General features: G+C 62.3%; 19 protein-coding genes and 1 riboswitch. Of the genes, 5 read left to right on the top strand and 14 right to left on the bottom strand.

Translation table 11 applies throughout. The features are described from left to right. Position 1 precedes the first annotated feature (1 nt). The 7 genes from uca to ACS4RR_RS25310 form a co-directional block, all read right to left on the bottom strand. Positions 2-3,541, bottom strand: coding sequence for an urea carboxylase (uca, locus tag ACS4RR_RS25340; protein WP_456190357.1), 3,540 nt, complete (start codon positions 3,539-3,541; stop codon positions 2-4). Between the two features lie 3 nt (positions 3,542-3,544). Continuing rightward, entirely contained in the window at positions 3,545-4,195 is a 651-nt protein-coding gene (locus tag ACS4RR_RS25335; RefSeq protein WP_222386065.1) for an urea amidolyase associated protein UAAP2, read from the bottom strand. Between the two features lie 11 nt (positions 4,196-4,206). Then, positions 4,207-5,028 carry an urea amidolyase associated protein UAAP1 gene (locus ACS4RR_RS25330; RefSeq protein WP_222386064.1) on the bottom strand — a complete coding sequence of 274 codons (822 nt, stop codon included), beginning with the start codon at positions 5,026-5,028 and terminating at the stop codon, positions 4,207-4,209. Beyond that, complete coding sequence (locus ACS4RR_RS25325) at positions 5,025-5,855, bottom strand: ABC transporter ATP-binding protein (protein WP_222386063.1); 831 nt, start codon at positions 5,853-5,855, stop codon at positions 5,025-5,027. Before ACS4RR_RS25325 ends, ACS4RR_RS25330 begins: the two co-directional genes overlap by 4 nt. After that, positions 5,852-6,670: an ABC transporter permease gene (locus ACS4RR_RS25320; RefSeq protein ID WP_456190356.1), complete on the bottom strand. Its 819-nt coding sequence runs from the start codon at positions 6,668-6,670 to the stop codon at positions 5,852-5,854. The genes ACS4RR_RS25325 and ACS4RR_RS25320 overlap by 4 nt, the downstream gene beginning before the upstream one ends. A gap of 65 nt (positions 6,671-6,735) precedes the next feature. Then, a complete protein-coding gene (locus tag ACS4RR_RS25315; protein ID WP_456190355.1) occupies positions 6,736-7,809 on the bottom strand; it encodes a putative urea ABC transporter substrate-binding protein in 1,074 nt (357 codons plus the stop codon). 74 nt (positions 7,810-7,883) lie between these two features. Further along, positions 7,884-7,992: riboswitch (guanidine-I (ykkC/yxkD leader) on the bottom strand. 213 nt (positions 7,993-8,205) lie between these two features. Continuing rightward, complete coding sequence (locus tag ACS4RR_RS25310) at positions 8,206-9,123, bottom strand: helix-turn-helix domain-containing protein (RefSeq protein ID WP_020486320.1); 918 nt, start codon at positions 9,121-9,123, stop codon at positions 8,206-8,208. Between the two features lie 84 nt (positions 9,124-9,207). Here ACS4RR_RS25310 and ACS4RR_RS25305 point away from each other — a divergent pair, with 84 nt between their 5' ends. The 5 genes from ACS4RR_RS25305 (at position 9,208) to ACS4RR_RS25285 (ending at position 15,404) form a co-directional block, all read left to right on the top strand. After that, positions 9,208-10,482, top strand: a complete 1,275-nt coding sequence (locus ACS4RR_RS25305) for an extracellular solute-binding protein (protein ID WP_456190354.1) — start codon at positions 9,208-9,210, stop codon at positions 10,480-10,482. An 83-nt stretch (positions 10,483-10,565) separates the two neighbouring features. Continuing rightward, on the top strand, positions 10,566-11,426 hold the full coding sequence (locus ACS4RR_RS25300) for a carbohydrate ABC transporter permease (RefSeq protein ID WP_170278445.1): 861 nt from the start codon (positions 10,566-10,568) through the stop codon (positions 11,424-11,426). Next, positions 11,423-12,259: a carbohydrate ABC transporter permease gene (locus tag ACS4RR_RS25295; protein WP_222386059.1), complete on the top strand. Its 837-nt coding sequence runs from the start codon at positions 11,423-11,425 to the stop codon at positions 12,257-12,259. The genes ACS4RR_RS25300 and ACS4RR_RS25295 overlap by 4 nt, the downstream gene beginning before the upstream one ends. A gap of 20 nt (positions 12,260-12,279) precedes the next feature. After that, positions 12,280-13,362 (top strand): ABC transporter ATP-binding protein, encoded by a 1,083-nt coding sequence (locus ACS4RR_RS25290; RefSeq protein ID WP_222386058.1) that lies wholly within the window; start codon positions 12,280-12,282, stop codon positions 13,360-13,362. Between the two features lie 38 nt (positions 13,363-13,400). Next, positions 13,401-15,404: an aldo/keto reductase gene (locus ACS4RR_RS25285; RefSeq protein WP_456190353.1), complete on the top strand. Its 2,004-nt coding sequence runs from the start codon at positions 13,401-13,403 to the stop codon at positions 15,402-15,404. A gap of 42 nt (positions 15,405-15,446) precedes the next feature. On the opposite strand, the gene cydX is transcribed toward ACS4RR_RS25285, so the two are convergent. The 7 genes from cydX to ACS4RR_RS25250 all read right to left on the bottom strand — a co-directional run bounded on the left by cydX (position 15,447) and on the right by ACS4RR_RS25250 (position 23,383). Next, on the bottom strand, positions 15,447-15,569 hold the full coding sequence (gene cydX / locus ACS4RR_RS25280) for a cytochrome bd-I oxidase subunit CydX (protein ID WP_170256866.1): 123 nt from the start codon (positions 15,567-15,569) through the stop codon (positions 15,447-15,449). Between the two features lie 100 nt (positions 15,570-15,669). Further along, positions 15,670-16,824 carry a cytochrome d ubiquinol oxidase subunit II gene (gene cydB / locus ACS4RR_RS25275; protein ID WP_017969245.1) on the bottom strand — a complete coding sequence of 385 codons (1,155 nt, stop codon included), beginning with the start codon at positions 16,822-16,824 and terminating at the stop codon, positions 15,670-15,672. A 6-nt stretch (positions 16,825-16,830) separates the two neighbouring features. Next, positions 16,831-18,411, bottom strand: a complete 1,581-nt coding sequence (locus ACS4RR_RS25270) for a cytochrome ubiquinol oxidase subunit I (RefSeq protein WP_456190352.1) — start codon at positions 18,409-18,411, stop codon at positions 16,831-16,833. Positions 18,412-18,485: 74 nt separating this feature from the next. Continuing rightward, positions 18,486-20,177 carry an amino acid ABC transporter ATP-binding/permease protein gene (locus ACS4RR_RS25265; protein ID WP_456190351.1) on the bottom strand — a complete coding sequence of 564 codons (1,692 nt, stop codon included), beginning with the start codon at positions 20,175-20,177 and terminating at the stop codon, positions 18,486-18,488. Beyond that, entirely contained in the window at positions 20,174-21,910 is a 1,737-nt protein-coding gene (gene cydD / locus ACS4RR_RS25260; protein ID WP_456190350.1) for a thiol reductant ABC exporter subunit CydD, read from the bottom strand. Before cydD ends, ACS4RR_RS25265 begins: the two co-directional genes overlap by 4 nt. 4 nt (positions 21,911-21,914) lie before the next feature. Continuing rightward, the gene (locus ACS4RR_RS25255; RefSeq protein WP_222386053.1) at positions 21,915-22,493 is read right to left on the bottom strand and encodes a GbsR/MarR family transcriptional regulator; all 579 of its coding nucleotides are present in this window, start codon (positions 22,491-22,493) and stop codon (positions 21,915-21,917) included. A 290-nt stretch (positions 22,494-22,783) separates the two neighbouring features. After that, on the bottom strand, positions 22,784-23,383 hold the full coding sequence (locus tag ACS4RR_RS25250) for a HupE/UreJ family protein (RefSeq protein WP_456190349.1): 600 nt from the start codon (positions 23,381-23,383) through the stop codon (positions 22,784-22,786). Between the last annotated feature and the right edge of the window lie 126 nt (positions 23,384-23,509).

Below are 23,509 nucleotides of genomic sequence, written 5' to 3'. Positions count from 1 at the left end.
GTCAGCATTCCTCCAGAACGACGATGATATCGCCGGCTTTGACGTTTCTCCCCGGCCCGGCGCGCAGGTCGCGGACGCGGCCTGCCGCATGGGCGGTGACGTTGATTTCCATTTTCATCGATTCGATGATGGCAAGTGTATCGCCGGCCGCAACCGGGGAGCCCGGCTCGACCAGAAGTTTCCAGATATTGCCGGGCACGGCGCTGGCAACCCCGAAGCAACCGTCGGGAATATCCCCATCGGGACTTTCGCTCGCGCCTGCATCGGTGACGAAGCTGTCGAGCCCGGCTTCCTTCCAGCGCTGGCGTTCGGCATCGAAGGCGGCCTGCTGGGTTGCCTTGAAACGGCCGATCGACGCCGAATTGATCTGCAATTCTTTCTCATAGGCGGCATAGGAGAATTCCGTCTCCTCGATCCGGATGGGATAACCGCCGTGCGGGAAGGCGGCGCGCGCCTCCGTCAATTCTTGATTGCTGACCGGGAAGAAACGGATCTGGTCGAAGAAGTTCAGCAGCCAGGGCTTGCCCTTGGCAAAGGCCGGCGTCTCCCGCCATGTGTTCCAGACCTGGATGGTGCGGCCGAAGAGCTGGTAGCCGCCCGGTCCTTCCATGCCGTAGATGCACATATAGGCGCCGCCGATGCCGACGGCGTTCTCAGGCGTCCAGGTGCGGGCGGGATTATACTTCGTCGTCACGAGGCGGTGACGCGGATCGGTCGGGGTCGCAACCGGCGCGCCGAGATAGACATCGCCGAGTCCCAGCACCAGGTAGCTGGCATCAAAGACGATATCGCGGACGGCCTGTTCGTCGGGAAGACCGTTGATGCGGCGGATGAACTCGATATTCGACGGGCACCAGGGCGCATTCGGGCGCACCAGCTCCTGATATTTGCGCATCGCAAGCTCCGCATCCGGATCGTTCCAGGAAAGCGGCAGATGCACGATGCGGCTCGGCACCGTGACCTCCTGGGCTGCCGGAAGCGTCGCCTCGATCTCGCAGAGCAGCCCCAGCAGGCGCCGGCGCGTCAGCTGCGTGCCGTCATAATGGATCTGCAGCGAGCGGATGCCGGGGGTAAGGTCGACGATGCCGGGAAGGCGAGCCTCGACAACGGCCTGCATCAGCAGATGCACCCGCAGCCGAAGCGCGATATCAAGCGTCATCGGCCCATATTCGACGAGCAGGTTGTCGTCGCCCTGGCGGCGATAGACGACCGAAACCGGGCCATCCTCGCTGATGCCGAGGATCGGCGAGCCTGTTTCTTCCGCAACCCGCCGCACCGCAGGGCCGGCGATCGGGTCTTCCGGCCGCGCTACTGCGTGAAAACGGATACGGTCGCCGGGCTTGAACTGGCCCATCTTCCACTGCTCGTCGCGGGCAATCACCGCCGGGCAGACGAAGCCGCCAAGGCTCGGACCGTCAGGACCGAGAATGATCGGCATGTCGCCGGTGAAATCGATCGCCCCGATCGCATAGGCATTGTCATGCAGGTTGGAGGGGTGCAGCCCCGCTTCGCCGCCATCGTGGCGCGCCCAAACCGGGGCGGGGCCGATGAGCCGCACCCCGGTGCGGGCGCTGTTGAAATGCACCTCGTAGGCCGTCGAAAACAGCGTCTCGATATCGCTGTCCTCGAAGAAATCTGGCGCGCCGTGCGGGCCGTAGAGCACGCCGACATCCCATTCGCGCGTCAAGGCGGCCGGCTCCGTCGCCGGTATCACCGGTTCGGCCGGCCCCTGGCGGGCAAAATGCAGCACATGTCCTGTCTTCAGCGTACCGGTGGCGTTGCCACCGAACTGGCCAAGGCCGAAGGTCGCGCGCGAGCCGAGCACAACGGGAGCGGCAAAACCACCGGCGACGGCGAGATAGGCGCGCTGTCCTGGTCCTTCGATCGTACCAATCGACAGAACCTGACCGGCGCGGATCAGTACTGGCGCATCGTGCGGCAACTTTATGCCGTCACATGTCATCGCCATCCGGGCGCCGGCAAGCGCGATCCTCTGGTCGGCATAAAACCGCAGCGTCGGGCCGGAAACCGTCAGTTCGAGTGCCGCCGTCACGTCGGCATTGCCGACCAGCCGGTTGGCATGGCGGAAGGAGCGCTCGTCCATCGGACCGCTCGGCGGCAAGCCGACATGCCAGAGGCCGAGCCGGCCCGGCAGTTCCTGAATGCTTGACTGCGCGCCGGGCGCGAGAACCTCGACGACGTCGGGAACGAAGGCGAAGTCGCGCAGCGCCGTCGTCTTGACCTTGGCGCTGGCCAGCAATTCGGAAGCGGCGATCGTTCTCAAATAATCAAGATTGGTCTCGATGCCTGATATCGCCGTTTCGGCGAGTGCTGCCTTCAGTTTTTCGATCGCCGCGGGGCGGTCTTCCGCCGCCACGATCAGCTTGGCAAGCATCGGATCATAGAAGGGCGTGACCTCGGTTCCCGTCTCGATCCAGCCGTCGACGCGGGCGCTTTCCGGAAAAATGACTTCGGTCAAAAGGCCGGCACTCGGGCGGAAATCGGCGTGCGGCATCTCGGCATAGATCCGCATCTCGATCGCCGCACCTTTCGGCGTCAGGGTCTTACCACCCGAGAGCACGTCTTCGCCGGCCGCCTGCCGGATCATCCATTCGACGAGGTCGATGCCGAAGACGGCTTCCGTGACGGGGTGTTCGACCTGCAGGCGGGTATTGACCTCAAGGAAATAGAATTCCTCACGCTGGGGATCATAGATGAATTCGACGGTGCCCGCCGATTCATAGGAGACCGAGCTCCCCAAATCGATCGCCGCCTTGTGCAGCCGCGCCCGTATCTCCGCGGAAAGGCCAGGTGCAGGGGTTTCCTCGACGACCTTCTGGTTCCGCCGCTGCAGCGAGCAGTCGCGTTCGCCGAGCGCAATCACGCGACCCTTGCCGTCGCCGAAGATCTGCACCTCGACATGGCGTGCTTCGGCGACGAAGCGCTCGATATAGACACGCGCATCGCCGAAGCTGGCCCGCGCCGTCCGCTGCACGCTTTCGAATGAGGCCTTGAGGCCGGCTGTATCGGCGCAGAGCTGCATGCCGATGCCGCCGCCGCCAGCCGTGCTCTTCAGCATGACGGGATAGCCTATAGTTTCTGCGGCCGAAAGCGCCTCTTCGACGCTCTGCAAGAGATCGGTGCCGGGCAGCAGCGGCACGCCGCTGGCTTTCGCCAGTTCGCGGGCCGTATGCTTCAGGCCGAAAGCCGACAGATGTTCCGGCCGCGGGCCGATGAAGGCGATACCTTCAGCGGCAAGCCGCTCGGCAAAGCCGATGTTCTCCGACAGGAAGCCATAGCCCGGATGCACGGCCTCGGCTCCCGTCGCCTTGCAGGCGGCGATGACGGCATCGACGTTGAGATAGCTCTCGGCGGCCGGCGCCGGACCGAGGCGCACGGCCTCGTCGGCGCTCAGCGCCGGCTTCGAGAACCGATCGGCATCGGAATAGACGGCAACCGAGCCAATGCCCATCTTCTTCAATGTGCGGATAACGCGGACGGCGATTTCGCCGCGGTTGGCGATCAGGACCTTGGTGAACATCGATCAGTCCTCGCCGTCCCAGATCAGCACCCGGATCGGCGTCGGATCGAAACCGTTGCAGGGATTGTTGATCTGTGGGCAATTGGAGATGACGCAGAGCACGTCCATGTCAGCGACCAGCTCGACATAATCGCCAGGTGCGGAAATGCCGTCGACAATCGTCATCTCGCCGTTCGGCTTGATCGGCACGTTCATGAAGAAGTTGATGTTCGGCACGATGTCGCGCTTGCTCATGCCGTGTTTTGTCACCTCGAGCACGAAATTGTCGCGGCAGGCATGCAGGTATTTGGTGCCGTGGCCGAAACGCACCGTATTGCTTTCGCAGGAGCAGGCTCCGGCTGATGTATCGTGACGGCCGCAACTGTCGGCCGTCATGACAAGCATGACGTTGCCTTCGTTCGAAACGATCTTCGTGCCGGTGCCGATATAGGCGCCACCCTGCGCCCGCATCGTATCCTGGTTGGAATAACGCTCGGCAAAATCATCGGCACGATAAAACAGCGTGTCGATCGCCTGCTGGCCGTAGCTGTCCTCGATGCGGATCGTCTGACCCTTGCGGACGATGCCGGACCATGGCGCTTCGGCCGCGATGAAATGATCCTGCACGGCGGTTTCGAGGCTGCGCGAAGCTGAAGTCTTGATGAAATCGGTCATCGTATTCTCCCTCAGGCCAGCATCGCGGCGTTGTTCTCGAAGCCGCGAAGGGCTTCAGCGGTCGCCGTGCGCGCGAGGTCGTCGACAGCGGGTGCGGGCGCGCGAAAACGCGTGACGATCACCGGCTTCGGCGCATAGACCGGGTCGGGATCGCGCGGATGCGGGCAATTCGAAAAGCCGACGATCATGTCCATCTCGGCGCGCAGCTCGGCGTAATCGCCGCTGTTGGAGAGTTTTCCACGCCAGTGGAAGCCACCGTCATCGTCGACGCGGACGGGGGCGAAGAGATTGAGAATCGCCGGGATGTCGCGCCTCGTGAGACCAAGCTTGCCGGCGACGAGCACGAGATTGTCGCGGGTGTTGCGGGTCTTGACGCCAGGATATTTTGCAGCGTTCGAAGCTGCCGTCGAGCCGCCCATCAGGCAGTCATGGGCGCCGGAGCTATCCTCGATCAGCGAAAACATCACCCGGCCCATATCTGAGAAGATAACGCGGCCCTTGCCGAGGGCGGTCGTCCACTGCACCTTGACCGTATCGACGAGATTGAGCCTTTCACTGGTGTCGGTGGCGTTCCAGGCAACGAGCGCTACGGTCGATGCGCCTTCGCCCTGGTCGATGCGGAGCGCCTCGCCACGCTTCAGCGCAGTCGACCAGTACCAGCCGCCGGGGATGGTTTCCTGATGGATGATCGCGGCAGCATCGATTGCGGGAGCGGGCAGGGGGCTCGGCGCCGGCAGGGCCTTCGGGGCAAATTCCAGCCCCTTCTTCTGATGTTCCTCGTAGCGCTGCCGGTTGGCGGCAATTTCTTCGGGCGAACGTCTGACATGCATCATGGTTTTTCTCCTGACGGACTGGAAGCCGGGTCGTCCCGGCAAAGGCCCAGAGAAATGACCGGGCCGTCCCGGTCGGGGCTGAAGATGCTGGTCGCGCCGGCAAGCCTGGGCGGCCAGATCGAAATGTCCTTGGTGACCGTCGCGCCGTAGCGCTCCTTTTCCTCCGGGCGATCACGCTTGCGCTCGAAGGCGACGACGCGCGTCGCCAGCGTGAAGGCTTCGCGCATGTCGTGGGTCACCATGACGACGGTCATCTGCGTTTCGTGCCAGAGCCGCTTCATCAATGTGTGGATCTCGGCGCGGATGCCGGGATCGAGCGCGCCAAAGGGCTCGTCGAGCAGCAGCACCTTCGGCTTCATGATCAGGGCCTGCGCCAGCGCCAGGCGCTGCTGCATGCCGCCTGATAGTTGTGCCGGATATTTGTCCTCGGCGCCGGAAAGGCCGACTTCGGCAATCAGCCGCCGGGCTTCGTCGACGGCACTGCGGCGGGCGGCGCCGAAAAGCTTGGCCTTGTAGCGGGACCTTGAGAGTTCCCGCCCAAGCAGCACGTTGCCGAGGACGGTCAGATGCGGAAACACGGAGTAGCGTTGGAAGACGACGCCGCGATCCGGGCCTGGCTCCTGCGGCAGGGCTTCGCCGTCGAGCAGGATCGTTCCTCGTGTTGGTCGCTCCTGGCCGAGCAGCATGCGCAGGAACGTCGACTTGCCGCAGCCTGACGGGCCGACGAGGGCGACGAAGGCGCGCGAGGCGACCGTCAGCGACACGTCTTCGAGCACAATCTGGTCGCCATACTCTTTCCATACCTTTTCGATCACCAACTCGCTCATGCCTGCTTCTCCAGCTCAGACCAGGGGAAGACGGCGATGCGAATGCGATCGAGGATATAATTCATGATCACGGCGAGCAGCGTGATCCAGACGACATAGGGAAAGATGACGTCCATCGAGAGATAGCGGCGGACGAGGAAGATGCGGTAGCCGAGGCCGGAATCCGACGAGATCGCCTCGGCCGCAATCAGGAACAGCCAAGCCGGACCGAGCTGAAGCCTGAGGCAGGTGATCAGCCGCGGCAGGATCTGCGGCAGCACCACGCGAAGGCCGATCTGCCAGGAGGAGCCGCCGAGCGTTTCAGCCTTGACGATCTGTTCGCGCGGCAATTCCAGCGCCTTCAGCGCAAGGTCGCGGATCATCGTCGGCGCAACGCCGATGACGATGAGCGCGATCTTGGAGGCTTCGCCGAGCCCCATGGCGATGAAGAGGATCGGCAGCAGCGCCAGCGGCGGCACCATGGAAATAACCGCAACGAAAGGGGAGAGCAGCGCCCGGAGATAAGGCAGCATGCCGATCAGCATGCCGATGACGAGCGCAATGATCGTGGAGATGCCGAGTCCGGCAAACAGGCGGACCAGGCTCGCGCCCGTATCGGACCAGAGCAGATATTGTCCGGTGCGCGGATCGGCGATGAAGGCCAGGCGATCGACTGCATCGGCAAAACCGGCAAGACCGGGCAGCAGCTTGTCGTTGGCGTTTTCCGCCAGCCGTGCTGCCGAGCCGAAAGTGTAGGCAACGATCAGCAGCACGAAGGGCAGCAGCATCAAGGCAAGCTGCGCGCCCCGGCTCGGCCTCGTGTTGATCCAGCGCATGAGGAAAGCTCCGCTGATGAAGGTTGGGCGGCGCGGTCAAAGCCGCTCCGCTGCTTGGACATCGCTCAGAGCGAACCGTCGGCGGCTGCCTTCATGTAGGTCGCGGTGAAACGCAGTTTGACGTTGCCACTATCGCCGAGGATCTTGCCATCCGGCATTTCGATGCCGATGACGTCGGCCGACGGCGCACCATTGCCGAGCAAGCCCTTCTCGAACAGGAAGTTACGAACGAGATCCATGGTCTTCGGCAGGCTGCCCGAGGCAGTGAAGGCAACGGCTTCGGCCGGCTTGGCAAACAGCTTGGTGGCGGCGAGCTGGGATTCGAAGCCCTTGAGATCGGTGCCCGATGCCTGGCCCATCGCCTCGCGTGCGGCCTTGCCGTCGGCGCTGTCGGCGGTCAGCAGTGCCGCGGTTTCATACCAGATGCCGGCGAGCGCCTTGCCGAAATTCGGATTGTCCTTCAGCACACCTGAATTGGCGACCATCAGGTCGATGATTTCGCCCGGCACCTGCGAGCTGTCGAAGACCTTCTTGGCCGTGGGATCCTCGAGAATGGTCGAGACCAGCGGGTTCCAGGTGACGACAGCGGTCACGTCAGCCGTTTTGTAGGCGGCGACCATATCGGCGTCGGACGTGTTGACCACCTTGACGTCACGCTCGGTCAGCTTGATGCTTTCGAGCGCGCGGGCAAGCAGATAATGCGAGACGGAAAATTCGACGAGATTGACGTTCTGGCCCTTGATGTCGGCAAGGCTCGTCTTGTCCTTGAGGATGACGGCATCGTTGCCGTTCGAGAAGTCGCCGACAATAACAGCTGTCGTATCGACGCCGCCAGCAGCCGGGATTGACAGGCCGTCCATGTTGGTGAGGGTCACGGCGTCGAAGGCGCCGGCCGTATACTGGTTCATCGATTCGACATAGTCGTTGAACTGGGTGACTTCGATCTTGATGCCGTATTTGTCGGCCCATTTCTTGACGATGCCGTGATCGGCGGCGTAGCCCCAGGGCATCCAGCCGACATAGATCGACCAGGCGACCTTGAAATCGGTTTTCTGTTCGGCCTTGGCGATGGAGCCGAGTCCCAGCGCCAGGGAAGCCGTCAGTGCGGCAATCGATAGAATCTTCGAAAAAGTCTGCATTGAAATTCCCCTTTTGCTTTTCTTCAAAAGGGATCGGCAATGACCATCGTGCCGCCAATCCCTTGGCTTACGAGGTCTCCCGGGCTTTTGTCCCGCCGTGCACCCGGCGGGATGTCTCCCCTGCCGGTGGCAGCTCTCGGACCAGCCACGCCTTGCGACGCCGGAACCCTAGCCACCAACTCTGCAAATGTCGAAGCAAAGGGTGTGCCAGTATTATAAAGCATTGATTTCATTGAGAATGCGATGGCATCAATTCTCCCGGAGATGCATAGTGCATGCACTTGCACATAAAATGTGCGCATTCTGCCGCCAGCTTAGGCGTTGGTTCTTTTTTGCCCAGTGAAAAACAAGTCGCAGGCAGACGCACCAGAACGCCGAATTGCGGCTGGCCCTGAGCTAGTTGCGGAAGGCGCCGGCGGGCATCGTCGTCACCAGCCGGATATCGCGGCGGAAATTCGACGGCGACATGCCGGCGATGTGGCGGAAGGACTTATTGAAGGCGCTGATCGAGCCGAAGCCGCTGTCCATCGCCACCTGCAGCACATTTGCGCCCTCGCTCATCAGCATCGCCTGGGCGCGCGACAGCCGCAGCAGTGTCACATATTTGCTGAGCGTCATGCCGGTCGATCGTTTGAACAGGTTCATCGCATATTTCGGATGCAAGTCGGCGGCACGCGCGATGTCGACGGAATCGATGTCGTGCAGGAAATTGGCGGCGATAAAATCGCACATGCGAGCCACGCTGCGCGAGGAATGCGGATGCGGGTGATCCCCTTCGAGATTGACGGTTGCCTGCGACGTCATCGAATAGGGTTCGAGCGCGATGCGCTCGATGCGCAGCAGCAGCTCGTCGACGGCGTGCTGGGCCTTGGCGGGGTCGCCTGAGTTGGCATAGCGGAACCAGCGGGTGAAGTTCTCGTTGTCGGCGGCGTCTGTTGCCGATGTCAGCAGCGTCTCGCCCTTCATCAGCCGGCTAGAAACGCTGATCGGCAGGCGCAGCCGGAAGAAATAGACGAGCGGCAGATGGGCGCCGGCATAGAGCGAATCGTCTGAGGATTCATCCATCTGATGCGGCTGGCCACCCCAGAAAAGGCACATTTCGCCGGCGTTCAACCGGAATTCATGGTCGCTCATGCGGTAATGAACGGTGCCGCGAATCACGTAGTTGACCTCGACCTGCGCGTGCCAGTGCGGCATGGCCATAACAGGCGGATGAGCGTGAAATATTTGCAGCGCCGTCGGCAATCCCTCGATGCTGCTTGCGCCGGGCTGATAGATTGCACGCGTACCGATCTTACTTTCCGCCAAATCCATATTCCCTTTTTAGGAGACAGCCGCTCCCTTGCAGATAGTTTAACCGCGTTCGTAAGATCGGCAATTGAAAAGGGAGGATTTTCAATGCGCTTCAAACTTCTCGCTGCGACCGCAGCTGTCGCAGTGCTTGCTTCCGGCTCCGCATTCGCGCAGTCGGCCAATCTCACCATCTGGAGCTGGAATGTCGCTGCATCGGCATTGAAGTCCACGCTTCCAGGCTTCAACAAGCAGTTTCCCGATATCAAGATCACCGTCGAGGACCTCGGCAACAGCCAGGTCTTCGACAAGACGCTGGCAGCGTGTGCTGCCGGCGGCGACGGCTTGCCCGACATCGTCAGCATCGAGAATTTCGAGGCTGAAATCTTCTGGAGCCGTTTCCCGGATTGCTTCGCCAATCTGAAGGAGCTCGGCTACACGGCCGATATCCAGGCGAAATTCCCTGACTTCAAGCGCACCGAGCTCGAGGTCGGCGATGTTGCTTACGCGATGCCGTGGGATTCCGGCCCCGTCGCCGTCTTCTACCGCCGCGATCTCTACGAAAAGGCCGGCGTCGATCCGAGCACGATCAGCACCTGGGACGATTTCATCGCCGCCGGCAAGAAGATTTCCGCCGCCAATCCCGGCGTCGTCATGGCCCAGGCCGACTTCAACGGCGACAGCGAATGGTTCCGCATGATCGCCAATGAACAGGGCTGCGGCTATTACTCGACCGACGGTCAGAATATCACCATCAACCAGCCGGCCTGCGTCGCCTCGCTGCAAAAGGTGAAGGAAATGAAGGACACCGGCACGCTGACGGCGGCAAACTGGGACGAAAAGATCCAGGCCAATACCGCCGGCAAGGCTGCAAGCCAGCTGTATGGCGGCTGGTACGAGGGCACCGTGCGCTCGACCTCTCCCGATCTGAAGGGCAAGTGGGGCGTCTACAGAATGCCGAGCCTGACGGCCGATGGCCCGCATGCGGCCAATCTCGGCGGTTCGTCGCTCGCCATTTCGGCGACATCCGCGAATAAGGAAGCCGCCTGGAAATTCGTCAACTACGCCCTCGGCACAGATGAGGGCCAGATCACCATGCTGAAGGAATTCGGTCTGGTCCCGTCACTGCTTTCGGCTGAGAAGGATCCATTCGTCAACGAGCCGCAGCCCTATTGGGGCGGCCAGAAGGTCTGGGCGGATATTCTGGCGACACTGCCAAAGATCGTGCCGAGCCGCGGCACCGCGTTCCAGAGCGATGCCGAAGCCATCTTCAAGGCAACGCAGACGAAGTTCTTCGCTGGCGGTTATCCCGATGCAAAGGCGGCTCTCGACGATGCCGCCAAGCAGATTGCTTCGGCGACCGGTCTTCCGATCGCGCAATGAATGACGATGCCGGGCGCTTCATGCGCCCGGCTTTCCCCCGGTTTGCAAAGCGGCCGGTCATTCGTTCGTGAGGAGGAGGCTTGATGCCGTTCAGAACCCGGAGCGCCTATGCGTTCCTCGCCCCCTATCTGCTGGTCTTTGCCACCTTCTGGGTCTGGCCGATTATCAATTCGTTCCTGATTTCGTTTCAGAACACGCGAATCAATCCGTGGAAATTCAGTTTCCAGGCCAATTGGGGCCGGCTCTTCTATGACCCGGCTTTCTACAACGCTCTCTACAATACGCTGATCATCCTGGTGATCCAGGTGCCTGTGATGATCGCGCTTGCGACTGTTATGGCCGTGCTGCTCAATTCGCCGCTGCTGAAAGCGCGGCCGCTCTTCCGCTTCGCCTTCTTCGCGCCTGTCGTGGTCGGCGAGGTCGCCTATGCTGCCGTCTTCCGGCTGATGTTCAGCCTCGATTTCGGCATCATCAACAAGCTGATCTCGGCTGTTGGTCTCAGCCCGGTCTCCTGGTTCGACAATGCAAATGCAGCCATGGCGCTGATCATCCTCGCCGTCACATGGCGCTGGGCCGGCTACAACGCCATCATCATCCTCGCCGGTCTGCAGTCGATTCCCGACGATGTCTATGAGGCGGCGACGCTCGACCGGGTGAGCAAGGTCCAGCAGTTCTTCCACATCACCCTGCCGCTCCTCAAACCGATCATCCTCTTCTGCGTGGTGCTCTCGGTGATCGGCACCATGCAGCTGTTCGCCGAGCCCTTCCTGATCACCAATCGCGGCGGTCCTGGCGGCGGCACCGAGACGCTCGGCCTGCTGCTTTATCGCCAGGGCTTCACCTCGCTGAACTTCGGCTATGCCTCGGCCATCGCCTATACGATGGCCGCCCTTGCCGTGGCGATCTCGCTTTTCAATCTCTGGGTCGGGAGGGATCCGAAATGAAATCCAAATCGCAATCCCTTCTGCTGCGCCAGATCGCGTTGCATGCCGCACTGGCGCCGCTGGCGCTCATCTGGCTGTTTCCGCTCTGGATGATGTTTGTCTTCTCCACGATGCCCGACAATGGCATCTTCAGTCCTGACATCGTGCTGTGGCCGTCGACCAACTTCGTTGAGAATTTCAAAAACCTGCAGGCCGATACCGATTTCATCGGCGCAATGGTGATCTCCATCGGCGTCGCGCTCATCTATACAGTCCTCTCGGTACTGCTGACCTCGATGGCGGGCTGGGCGCTGGCGCGTTACCGTTTCGTCGGCCGCTCCGTCGTCATCGCCATCATCCTCGGCACGATCACGCTGCCGTTTTCGGTGGTCGTCATCCCGCAATTCATCATGGTGGCACGCGAATTCAAGCTGGCAAACACCTGGGTGGCGCTGATCGTGCCGCCGCTGTTCAATTCGCTCGGCGTGCTGTTCATGCGGCAGTCCTTCTCGATGATGCCGGGCGAGCTCTTCGATGCGGCCCGCGTTGAGGGCGTCAAGGAATGGCAGATCTTCCTGCGCATCGCCCTGCCCTTAGCGCGCCCGACCATGGCGGCATTGGCGATCATTCTGTTCCTGCACTCGTGGAACAACTACCTCTGGCCGCTGCTGATCAATTCCAGACCGGGGATGATGACGGCACCGGTGGCATTGGGAACGCTGATCGGCCTCACCAAGGTCTCCTGGGGCGGCATCATGGCCGGCGCGGTACTGCTGACGGCGCCGATCCTCGTCGTCTTCGTGGCTCTCCAGCGCCATTTCATCGCCGGCATCGCGGCCGGCGCAATCAAATAATCGAACAATAGGGAGGCCGCATGGCAGAGCTTTCACTCAGCAACATCGTCAAGCGCTTCGGCGGCTTTGAGATCATTCACGGCGCCAATCTGGAGGTGAAGGACGGCGAATTCGTCGTCTTCGTCGGCCCCTCCGGCTGCGGCAAGTCCACGCTGCTCAGGATGATCGCTGGCCTCGAGGACATTACATCAGGCGAGCTTCAGATCGGCGGCAGGGTCGTCAACGACGTCGAGCCGGCCGACCGCGGCATCGCCATGGTCTTCCAGTCCTATGCGCTCTATCCGCACCTGACGGTCGAGGAAAACTTGAGTTTCGGCCTGCGCATGAACGGCAACCCGAAAGCCGACACCGAGCGGCGCGTGCGCCACGTCGCCGAGATCCTGCAGATCACCGAACTGATGAAGCGCCGGCCAAAGCAGCTTTCCGGCGGTCAGCGCCAGCGTGTCGCGATCGGCCGCGCCATCGTCCGCGAACCCCAGGTCTTCCTGTTCGACGAACCTTTGTCGAACCTCGATGCAGAACTCCGCGTGCAGATGCGCGTCGAAATCTCCAGGCTGCACAAACAGCTCGGGACGACGATGATCTACGTCACCCACGACCAGACGGAGGCTATGACGCTCGCCGACAGGATCGTCGTGCTGCGCGCCGGCAATATCGAGCAGATCGGCGCACCGCTCGACCTTTACGACGATCCCGCCAACCAGTTCGTCGCCGGTTTCGTCGGCTCGCCGAAGATGAATTTCCTCAAGGCCGTGGTGGTTGAGACGCAGCCGGGCAGGGCGGTGATTGCGTTGGAAAGCGATGCCAATACCCGTCTGACGCTGCCGGTCGCCGATCCCATCGAAGCCGGCGCAAAGGTGACGCTCGGCATCCGTCCCGAACATTTCGTCGATGCGGGCGCCGGCGATACCGACCTCACCGTCACCATCGACGTCGCCGAACATCTTGGCAATACCAGCTACATCTACGCCACCATCGGCCCCGAGCAACTGATCATCGAGCGGCCGGAATCGCGCGTCGCCGGCAATCGCGAAACGCTGACAGTCGGCCTTCCCGCAAGCCGCACATTCCTTTTCGACGGCGCCGGCAAGCGGCTTCGCTAAACTAAATCCCAGGACAGAAAGACGAAAGAGGATTTTCCATGACTTCAGATCAACCGATCCGCTGGGGCATTATCGGCCCCGGCACCATCGCCCGCACCTTTGCAGACGGCGTCGCCCATTCTCGTACGGGGAAGCTGGTAGCGATCGCTACCCGAAATCCGGCAAAGCCGGGCCTTGCCGAAGGTTTCCCCGGCGCCCGCATCGTCGATGGTTATGAGGCGCTGCTCTCCGATAAGGAGATCGATGCGATCTACATCGCCGTCCCTCACACCGGCCACGCCGAATGGGCGATCAAGGCGGCACGCGCCGGCAAGCACATACTGGTGGAAAAGCCGATCGCGCTCTCGGCTTATGATGCCGAAGCCGTTTACTACGAGGCAAAAAAAGCCGGCGTCTTTGCCGGCGAGGCCTTCATGTACCGCGTGCATCCGCAGACGCAAAAGCTGGTCGAACTCGTCAAAAGCGGCGTCATAGGCACCATTCGGATCATCCGCTCGAGCTTCGGCTTCAATATGGGCAGCTACAAGCCGGAACACCGGCTTTTCGCCAACGATACCGCCGGTGGCGGCATTCTCGATGTCGGCGGCTATCCGGTCTCGATGGCCAGACTGATATCAGGCGCCGCGGAGGGCAAGGCCTTCCGGGAACCGGAGAAGGTTTCGGGCGTCGCCCATCTCGGAGAGAGCGGCGTCGATGAATGGGCATCTGCCGTGCTCAAGTTCCCGAACGAGATCATCGCCGAAGTCTCCTGCTCGATCATGGCGCAGCAGGACAATGTCCTGCGCATCATCGGCTCCGAGGGCCGGATCGAGGTTTCGGACTTCTGGTTCGCCTCAGGCCACAAGGGCGGCGTCGGCAAGATCGAGATCTTCAAGGGCGGCAGCCGAGAAACCGTCGAACTGAGGGAAGACCGCTGGCTCTATTCCTTCGAGGCGGATGCGGCGGGTGATGCCATCCGCGCCGGCAAGACCGAATTCAGCTCTCCCGGCATGAGTTGGGCAGATCTGATCGGAAACCTGCGTGTACTCGACAAGTGGCGGGCCTCCGTCGGCCTCGAATACGGCGTTGAAAAAGCCAGCAAGCGCACGGCAAACATTGCCGGCGGCGCGGTCGTGCGCGGCAACAGCGTTCCGCAGCGTCAGATTCCCGGCATTTCCAAGCCGGCCTCGGTCGTGACACTCGGCTTCGAGTTCTTTCCGAACTTCGCCTCTGCCACGCTGACGCTCGACGCCTTCTACGAGGCCGGCGGCAATGCCTTCGACACGGCCTATGTCTATGGCGGCGGCAAGACGGAGGCGATCTTCGGCGACTGGCACACAAGCCGCAAGGTGCCGCGCGAGGAGATCGTGCTGATCGGCAAGGGCGCGCATTCGCCGCTCTGCTATCCCGATATGATCGCAAAGCAGCTCGACCAGTCGCTTTCCCGGCTGAAGACCGACTATGTCGACATCTATTTCATGCATCGCGACAATACCGACGTTCCCGTCGGCGAGTTCGTCGATGCCATGGATGCCGAGGTCAAGCGCGGACGCATCCGCGGCATATTCGGCGGCTCGAACTGGACGCGGGCCCGCTTCGACGAAGCGATCGCCTATGCCGAAAAGACTGGCAAGGCGGCGCCGGCAGCGCTTTCCAACAACTTCTCGCTCGCCGAGATGCTCGATCCGATCTGGGCCGGCTGCGTTGCCGCTTCTGATGACGACTGGAAGAAATGGCTGAACGAGAAGCAGATCCCTAACTTTGCCTGGTCGAGCCAGGGCCGCGGCTTCTTTACCGACCGCGCCGGCCGCGACAAGCGAGATGACGAGGAGATCGTCCGGGTCTGGTATTCCGAGCGCAACTTCGGACGCCGCGACCGCGCCATCGAGCTTGCCAACAAGCTCGGCCGCAATCCGATCCATATCGCGCTCGCCTATGTGATCGCCCAGCCTTTTCCGGTTATTCCGCTGATCGGGCCGCGCACCGTCGCCGAACTGGAGGACAGCCTCTCGGCGCTCGACATCAAGCTCACACCCGATCAGGTGAAGTGGCTGGAAGGCTGACGCAACACGAAAGGGCGCGGTTTGAGCCGCGCCCTTGCATTTCTACTTGCGCGGCTCGGAAGCTTTCTTCCTGGACGCGTCGTCCATCAGCTCATACCACATGGCGTTGAGGACGGCGAAGGCGGCGGCCAGCGGCAGGCCGAGGATCCATGCGAAATACCACATCGTTTCATCTCCCTCAGAGCAATTCCAGGAAAACTGCGAAGCGGTTTTCCGTCCGGAATTGCGTAAAAACAAAAGGTTAGAGCGGTTCTGCCGAACCGCGCTAGTATGCGTGGCTATTTTTATCGGTGACGGACTTCTCATCGACCTTGCCCCACAGAACCTTGTAGACCCAGGCTGTGTAGGCGAAGATAATCGGCAGGAAGATCACCGTCACTACAAGCATGATGAACAGCGTCATGTGGCTGGAGGATGCATCCCAGACCGTCAGGCTCGATCGCGGATCGAGCGAGGAGGGCAGGATGAATGGGAACATCGACAGCCCGACCGTCGAAATGATCCCAAAGATCGCCAGTTTGCTGAAGAGCAGCGTCATGATCTCGCGCCTTGCACGCAAGGCAGTGAAGGCCAGTGCCGCGCCCACGAAGCCGAGGACGGGCGCGACGATCATCCACGCATGGGTGGCATAATTGGTAAGCCATGCGCCTTTCTCCAGCGCCACAGTCTTCAGCAGCGGATTGGACGGGCCGATCGGACTGATATCGCTGGTGATGCGATAGCCACCGACGCCGATCCACAGGAAGAGGCCGCCGAGTGCGAAAAGCACGATAACGGCAAGGGCGGCGATGCTGCCATAGCTTCTGGCACGCTCGGCGACCGGGCCACTCGACTTCAGCACCAGCCAGGCCGCACCATGCATCGTCAGCATGGCCAGGGAAAGCAGTCCGCAGAGCAGCGCATAAGGGTTGAGCAGGGCGAAAAACGAACCTTCGTAGAAGATCCGCATATCGTCGGCAAAGCGGAAAGGCACGCCCTGCAGCACATTGCCGACGGCAACGCCGAAGATCAGCGACGGCACGAAGCCGCCGACGAAGAGTGCCCAGTCCCAGCCATTACGCCAATTGGCGCTTTCCCGCTTAGACCGATATTTGAAACCGACCGGGCGCAGGATGAGCGCGAACAGGATCGCGAACATCGCCAGATAGAAGCCCGAGAAGGAGACCGCATAAAGCGGCGGCCAGGCGGCGAAGATGGCGCCGCCGCCGAGGATCAGCCAGACCTGGTTGCCTTCCCAGGTGGCGCCGATGGTGTTGATCGCCACGCGCCGTTCCGGATCGGTCCGGGCAACGAAAGGCAGCAGCGTGCCGACGCCGAGATCGAAACCGCCTGTCGTCGCAAAGGCGATCAGCAATACGCCGAGCAGCAGCCACCAGATGAGACGCAGGGTTTCATAGTCGATGAGTTCGTGAAGGATCATGGCAGGTCACTCCGCGGCCGGGACGAGGGTTTCGGAAATCAGAACCGCTTCCGGCTCGTCGTCCGGCTCCGGCCCTTGCTTGATCGCCTTGATCATCAGGCCCATCTCGATGACGATCAGCGTCGTATAGAGTGCCGCAAAACCGATGATGGTCAGAAGCACGGTGCCGGCGCCGAGGCTGGAGACGGCGGCGGCCGTCGGCAGAACGCCTTCGATCACCCAGGGCTGGCGGCCAAACTCGGCGACGACCCAGCCGAGTTCGATGGCGACCCAGGGCAGGGGGATCGCCAGCACGGCAATCCTCAGAAGCAGCGGATATTTGTCGAGATGGCGGCGCGCCGACAGCCAGAAGAAGGTGGCGGTCAAGAGGATGAAGAAGATACCGAGGCCAACCATGATGCGGAAGGACCAGAAGAGCGTCGGCACGTGCGGGATGGTATCACGTGCGGCTTGAACGATCTGCTCGTCGGTCGCCTGGCGCGGATCGTCGACGTAACGCTTCAGCAAAAGAGCGTAACCGAGATCGTGGCCGAGATCCTCGAAGGAGCTGCGCACTTCCTGCGCAACCTGGTCCTGTGCCGGTGCCGAACGGATCTGCAGCAGCGCGTCGTAAGCCTTGATGCCGTCCCGAATGCGGGTTTCTGCCTGCTGTTCGAGCTTGTCGATGCCGGGGATTTCGGTCGTCAGCGAGCGCGTGCCGATCAGGCCCATGACCCAGGGAATGTGCACGGCAAAATGCGTTTCGCGCGCCTCCTGGTCGGGGAAGCCAAAGGCGGTGAAGGCCGCCGGCGCCGGTTCCGTCTTCCACATGCCCTCGATTGCCGCGAGCTTCATCTTCTGGTTCTCGGTCGCGAGATAACCGCTCTCGTCGCCAAGCACGACAACTGATAGTGCCGATGCGAGACCGAAGGAGGCGGCGACCGTCATCGAGCGCTTGGCAAGTTCGATATGCCGGCCTTTGAGGATATACCAGGCAGAAACGCCGAGCACGAAGATCGAGGCGCAGACGTAACCTGCCGACACCGTATGGACGAATTTCGCCTGGGCAACCGGGTTGAAGACCACGTCGAAGAAGCTTGTGATCTCCATGCGCATCGTCTGCGGATTGAGCGCCGAGCCGACGGGATTCTGCATCCAGCCATTGGCGATCAGGATCCAGAGCGCGGAAAAGTTCGAGCCGAGCGCCACCGCCCAGGTGGCGACCAGGTGCCCGACCTTCGACAGTTTTTCCCAGCCGAAGAAGAACAGCCCGACGAAGGTCGCCTCGAGGAAGAAGGCCATCAGGCCTTCGATCGCCAGCGGCGCGCCAAAGATGTCGCCGACATAATAGCTGTAATAGCTCCAGTTCATGCCGAACTGGAATTCCATGACGATGCCGGTGGCGACACCGATCACGAAATTGATGCCGAACAGCGTGCCCCAGAATTTCGTCATCTGCCGCCAGATCTGGCGGCCGGTCATGACATAAACGGTTTCCATGATCGCCAAGAGCACGGACAGGCCGAGCGTCAAGGGCACGAACAGAAAGTGGTAAAGCGCCGTCAGCGCAAATTGGAAGCGCGAAAGTGCTACGATATCTAGTTCCATTGTCTTTCTCCCACGGTCCCACGGGATACAAGCGTTCCTCAGCGCCGATCAGCGCTCAGGGCATGCGGTCTCGCTCAGTCCGGCCGAAGCCGGTCGAGCGCCTTTTCGAACGCCGCCTCTCCGCGGCGCGAAATTTCTGTGATGCGACCGCCTTCGATGACGGCGATGCGGTCGGCAATCGCAGCCTCGCGGCGGATATGCGTGGCGATCACCAGCGAGCGGCCCGCCGCCATCGCGGAAAGACGGGCGAGCACGTCGCGGGCGGTGACACCATCGAGGCCCTCGGTCGGCTCGTCAAGCAGCCAGAGCGGCGTGTCGCGCAAGAAGAGCCGGGCAAGCGCCAGCCGGCGCGACTGGCCACCGGAAAGGCCGAGCCCGCCTTCGCCGAGCGGGGTATCGATCCCCCGCGGCATGGCCTCGATATCGGCAAGCAGCCCGGCGGCGGCGAGCGCTTCGCGAAGACGGGCCTCGTTCGCATCCGGGTTTGCAAGGAGCAGGTTGCCGCGCAGGCTGTCCTCGAAGAGTTCCGTCCGTTGTGTCAGCAGCGTCGCCGCCATCGCGGCAACACTTCCCGTCCTTGCCGGCAATTCACCGGAAAGGAGGGTAAGCAGGCTCGACTTGCCGGCGCCGCTGCTACCGATGACGGCGAGGCATTGGCCCGGTTGAAGGGTGAGTTCGATATCCTCGAGCGCCGGCACAGCGGAGTTTTCATGGAAGGCCGACACCTTCGCCAGCGAAAAAACGCATCCCGGCACCGGCACCGCCAATGGTTCGGGTGCTGCCGCGGTGGCAAGCCGCGGCGCGATGCGCTTTGCCGCAAGCAACGTCCTGCCGAGTTCCAGGGCACCACGGCGGAGCGCCGCGAAGGGTTCGACTGCCGCAAAGGCGACGAGCAGGCCGAGTGCGGCGACAGGAGCGGCAATCACCTTCGTTTCCGCAACCGCCGCAACGGCAAGCAGCGATGCCGTCAGCAGCAGGGTCGAGACAAGGCCGAAGCCGAATGTCAGGCCGGTTTCGACACGGTTCAGCCGGTCGTCGGCGAGGGCCGAGTAGGCGTCGGCCGCAGCGATGGTACCTGTCTGCGCGGCAAGGCGGCCGGCCATCAGCAGATCGGTCTGGCCGGCAACGAGATCGATCGTTCGCGACCGCAGCGCCTCGATGCCACGGGCACGTCGGCGGGCATGTTTGCGCGCCGCCCGCCCGGCGATGACAGGCAGGCCGAGGCCGGCACCGGCGAGAAAAAGGCCGAAGCACAGACCGAACAGGGGATGCATCAGCCCCAGCACGACGCTTGCCGCCAGGGCTGCACCGATCGCGACTGCAGCCGGCACGAGGATGCGCAGGTAGAGGGAATCGAGCGCATCGATATCGGCCGTCAGCCGGAAAAGCAGCTTTGCGGGTCGATGCAACAGCGTGCGAGCCGCACCCGGTTCGGCAAAGCCGCGAAACAGCCTTTCGCGCAGGGCGGCGAGCACGCCGAGCGTTGCGTCATGGGTCGCCAGCCTTTCGCCGTAGCGCGCGGCCGTACGGATGATGGCGAGCAGGCGAATGCCGGCTGAGGGCGCAAAGACGTCGAAGGTGATGGCGGCAGCGGCCGAAAGCCCGGCGAGCGAGGTGGCGGTGATGAACCAGCCGGACAGGCCAAGCAGGGCGATGCCGGCTGTCACCGTCGCTGCCGAAAGTGCTGCGCCAAGCAGCAGCGCACGCCGGCGCTCGGCAAGGAACAGACGCAGGATCGGCTTGAGGTCTGCAGCAAATCCGCTCATTCGGCGGCCTCCCTCATAACGATGTCGGCATCGATGCGCATGGCGCGATGCATGCGGGCGGCAAGCAGCGGATCATGGGTCGCAACGAGCAAAGTGCGGCCCCTGGCGAGCGAAAGCAGGCTGTCGGTCACCTCGGCGGCGGTGGCTGCGTCGAGATGCGCGGTCGGCTCGTCGGCCAGGATGATTCGGAGATGCGGATTGCAGGCTGCCCGCGCGATCGCAAGCCGCAGCGCCTCCCCGCCGGAAAGCCCGATCCCGCCTTCGCCGAGCGGCCGGTTGCCATAGGCGGCGGCGACTTTTCCGAGCCTGGCGGCGTCGAGCGCTTCCGTCACGTCGCTGCGCAGGAGACCGGGCCTGCCGAGCGTGATATTGCCGGCGATGGTGCCTGCGAAAATATGCGGTCTCTGGCCGATCCATACCATGCTGGCGCGCAAGGCGTGGGCGCTGTCTTCCGCAAGTTCGATGCCGCCGATGACGATGCGGCCAGCGGTGCAGGGCGCCAGTCCTGAAATCAGCGAAAGAAGCGTCGACTTGCCGGAACCGCTGGCGCCAAGAAGCGCCAGATGTTCGCCGGCCGCGATATCGAGGTCGAAATCGTCGAGGATCAACGGTTCAGTGGCGGCGTAGCGGAAATCGACATTCTCAAGACGGATGGCCGGCGTCTCGGCGACGGCAGAGACCGCTGGCGCGACATCGACTGCTCCTCGAATGGACAGGCCGCCGGCAGCGAGGGTGTCCAGGGCCTTCAGCGCCGCTTCGCCCGCCGCTCGATCATGCCAGACGGCCGAGAGTTCGCGAAGAGGCTCGAAGAAGGCAGGTGCGAGCAGCAGGATGAACAGTCCCTCGGTCAGGTCGAGCCGACCTACCCAAGTGCCGAAGCGGATCTCGCCGAGCAGGCTGAAGCCGACATAGACGGCAATCATCGCCACGCCGAGCGCGGCGAAAAGCTCAAGCACCGCCGAGGACAGAAAGGCGATCTTCAGCACCGCCATGGTGCGCACACGCAGCGACTCCGCCTCCGACCGCAGGCGCAGTGCCGTTGCATCCACCGCGTCGAGCGCACGGATTGTCGCCAGTCCGCGCAGCCGATCGAGCAGGAAGCCGTTGAGGCCGCCGGTCGCGACGAGTTGCCTTTCGCTGGCCGCCTGGGCGCGCCAGCCGATCAGCGCCATGAAGATGGGGATCAGCGGCGCGGCAAACAGCAGAACCAGCGCGGCGATCCAGGAGACCGGCAGGATGAAGGCAAGGATGATGAGCGGCACGAGGCTCGCCTTCATGCGTGCCGGCTGGAAACGGGCGAGGTAAGGCACGATCAGTTCGGCCTGTTCGCCAAGCACGCTTGCGGCTTTGCCGGAGGCTGGCCGGTCGCGATCGATCGGCGACGATGTGGAAAGCGCCATGGTGGCGATCTGCCGCCTGCGGCTGAGCTCGGTGCGGGCGGCATGAAAGGCCAGGCGGCCGCCCGCCGCGTCGAGACAGCTTTTTGCGATCCCGAGGGCGAGGATACCGAGGGCGGGCCAGAGAACGTCATGCAATCCGCCGCCATCGGCGATGCGGCCGAGCGAGATGGCCAGCAAGCCGGCTTGCGGAATCCAGAAGGCGGCGGCCAGCGCCTGCAGCATCGCCGCCCTGCGCAGCCCGCTTTTCGCTGTGTCACGGCCGGGCGAAACGGCACCACCATCCCGGGGCCGAGCCTCTGATCTGTCTCTTGCGTCGAAAAAAGCAGTGCCCATGGCGCTAACTCTTGTTCGCAGGATTCGGCCGGCGGCTGCGGCCGAGCGAAACCACCCGGTCCTTGGCCTCCAGAAGCTTCGTCACTTTCGCGCCCAAAGAGAGTAGCGTTGCAAGCCTTTCTGTTTCAAGTTGTTTTACATCTTCATACCAATGCGTCAGCTGCTCGATCAGCGTGTGCATCTCACCCATGCGCTCCTGCGCATAGCGCTCGGCGTCGCTGGCCGGCCGCTGCATCAGGATTTCGCGTAAGACAGACAGCGTCGGATCGACTTCGCGCTTCTTCCGTTCCTCGGCGAGCGTCCGCAAAATGTACCAGACATCATCAGGCGTGGTGAAGAAATCGCGGCGATCGTCAGGCTTGTGTTTCAGGATGACGAGGTTCCAGGCCTGCAACTCGCGCAGGCTCATCGACACATTCGAGCGTGAGATGCCGAGAGAATCGGCGATCTCCTCGGCACAGACGGGTGCTGGCGAAACGAAGAGCAGGGCATAGATCTGACCGACCGTGCGGTTGATTCCCCAGCGCGATCCCATTTCGCCGAAATGGAGAACGAAGGACTGGACGAGAGGCGGAAGGTTCATGGTCGTTTCCGTTGAGTCTGTGATTTCAGAAATTTCTGAAATCTCTATACTGACCTTTGCGTCCCTCCGGCAATCGGCAAGGCTGGCCTGCGTCAATTTGGATGTCCCTTCGTTGATCCTTGGCTAGATATAGCCGGACGCGACGTGGCTGAATTTGACTTGGATCAAATCCTTAGCGCTTTGCAGCGACGACGCAAAAACGCCCGGCGATGCGTTACGCATGCCGGGCGTTCTGTCGAATTGAGATGTCTAGGCCGCCGCCTGGTTTTTGTTCAGAAATGCCGTCAGGCTCAGATCAAGCCGGCCAGAAGGCCGATACCTGATATGGTGGCAAGGCCACCGGCCGTGCGCGCCACGAAAACGCCCTGACCTTCACCGGCGCGGCCGATGACGTAACCAAGCGCAAGGCCGGCGATATGCAGCAGTGCGGTTGCGATCATAAAGCCGGCGGCATAGGCGGCGCCGGCCGCATTTTCCGGCATTTCGGCGCCATGTGCGTGACCGTGGAAGATGGCGAAGACGCCGATGACACCAAGTGCTGCGGCCAGCGGCGCCTTGACGTTGAGCGCGACGACCGCGCCGAGGACGACGACGGAAAGCGCGATGCCAATTTCAACGAAGGGAACAGCAATGCTGGCAGCGCCGAGGGTACCGCCGAGCGCCATCACCAGGACGAAGGTCGTCGGCACGAGCCAGGTGGCGCGGCCACCGAGCTGAAATGCGAAAACACCGACCATCACCATGGCAAAGGCATGATCGAGGCCAGACATCGGATGGGCAAAGCCATGGCTGAAGCCGGCTGCTTCGCCGATTGCAGGATGGGCGGAGGCGACGGCTGGAAGCGCTGCGGCAGCCAAGGCAAGCAGGCCGCTCTTGATTGCTGATTTCATTGCTCATTCCCCTAGTGAATTTTCGAATATCCCGCGGCCGCCGAACACAGACATGGTTCCAGGTCGCACAGATCACGCTAGTTCAAAGAATTGGCGCCGTCAACGAAAACTCCATGGAATACTAAG

The organism is Rhizobium zaerense, from assembly GCF_051810725.1.
GTDB lineage: Bacteria > Pseudomonadota > Alphaproteobacteria > Rhizobiales > Rhizobiaceae > Rhizobium > Rhizobium leguminosarum_I.
The sequence above is the reverse complement of the archived record's forward strand: the minus strand, read 5'-3'. Positions and strand labels throughout refer to the sequence as shown.

What these genes read in the sequence shown, in the direction of transcription:
- ACS4RR_RS25310 (WP_020486320.1), bottom strand. Translation starts at nt 9,123, where the DNA reads ATGGATTTGGCGGAAAGTAAGATCGGTACGCGTGCAATCTATCAGCCC.
- ACS4RR_RS25300 (WP_170278445.1), top strand. Translation starts at nt 10,566, where the DNA reads ATGCCGTTCAGAACCCGGAGCGCCTATGCGTTCCTCGCCCCCTATCTG.
- uca (WP_456190357.1), bottom strand. Translation starts at nt 3,541, where the DNA reads ATGTTCACCAAGGTCCTGATCGCCAACCGCGGCGAAATCGCCGTCCGC.
- ACS4RR_RS25255 (WP_222386053.1), bottom strand. Translation starts at nt 22,493, where the DNA reads ATGAACCTTCCGCCTCTCGTCCAGTCCTTCGTTCTCCATTTCGGCGAA.
- ACS4RR_RS25250 (WP_456190349.1), bottom strand. Translation starts at nt 23,383, where the DNA reads ATGAAATCAGCAATCAAGAGCGGCCTGCTTGCCTTGGCTGCCGCAGCG.
- cydB (WP_017969245.1), bottom strand. Translation starts at nt 16,824, where the DNA reads ATGATCCTTCACGAACTCATCGACTATGAAACCCTGCGTCTCATCTGG.
- cydX (WP_170256866.1), bottom strand. Translation starts at nt 15,569, where the DNA reads ATGTGGTATTTCGCATGGATCCTCGGCCTGCCGCTGGCCGCCGCCTTC.
- ACS4RR_RS25315 (WP_456190355.1), bottom strand. Translation starts at nt 7,809, where the DNA reads ATGCAGACTTTTTCGAAGATTCTATCGATTGCCGCACTGACGGCTTCC.
- ACS4RR_RS25335 (WP_222386065.1), bottom strand. Translation starts at nt 4,195, where the DNA reads ATGACCGATTTCATCAAGACTTCAGCTTCGCGCAGCCTCGAAACCGCC.
- ACS4RR_RS25285 (WP_456190353.1), top strand. Translation starts at nt 13,401, where the DNA reads ATGACTTCAGATCAACCGATCCGCTGGGGCATTATCGGCCCCGGCACC.
- ACS4RR_RS25330 (WP_222386064.1), bottom strand. Translation starts at nt 5,028, where the DNA reads ATGATGCATGTCAGACGTTCGCCCGAAGAAATTGCCGCCAACCGGCAG.
- ACS4RR_RS25265 (WP_456190351.1), bottom strand. Translation starts at nt 20,177, where the DNA reads ATGAGCGGATTTGCTGCAGACCTCAAGCCGATCCTGCGTCTGTTCCTT.
- ACS4RR_RS25290 (WP_222386058.1), top strand. Translation starts at nt 12,280, where the DNA reads ATGGCAGAGCTTTCACTCAGCAACATCGTCAAGCGCTTCGGCGGCTTT.
- ACS4RR_RS25325 (WP_222386063.1), bottom strand. Translation starts at nt 5,855, where the DNA reads ATGAGCGAGTTGGTGATCGAAAAGGTATGGAAAGAGTATGGCGACCAG.
- ACS4RR_RS25295 (WP_222386059.1), top strand. Translation starts at nt 11,423, where the DNA reads ATGAAATCCAAATCGCAATCCCTTCTGCTGCGCCAGATCGCGTTGCAT.
- ACS4RR_RS25305 (WP_456190354.1), top strand. Translation starts at nt 9,208, where the DNA reads ATGCGCTTCAAACTTCTCGCTGCGACCGCAGCTGTCGCAGTGCTTGCT.
- cydD (WP_456190350.1), bottom strand. Translation starts at nt 21,910, where the DNA reads ATGGGCACTGCTTTTTTCGACGCAAGAGACAGATCAGAGGCTCGGCCC.
- ACS4RR_RS25270 (WP_456190352.1), bottom strand. Translation starts at nt 18,411, where the DNA reads ATGGAACTAGATATCGTAGCACTTTCGCGCTTCCAATTTGCGCTGACG.
- ACS4RR_RS25320 (WP_456190356.1), bottom strand. Translation starts at nt 6,670, where the DNA reads ATGCGCTGGATCAACACGAGGCCGAGCCGGGGCGCGCAGCTTGCCTTG.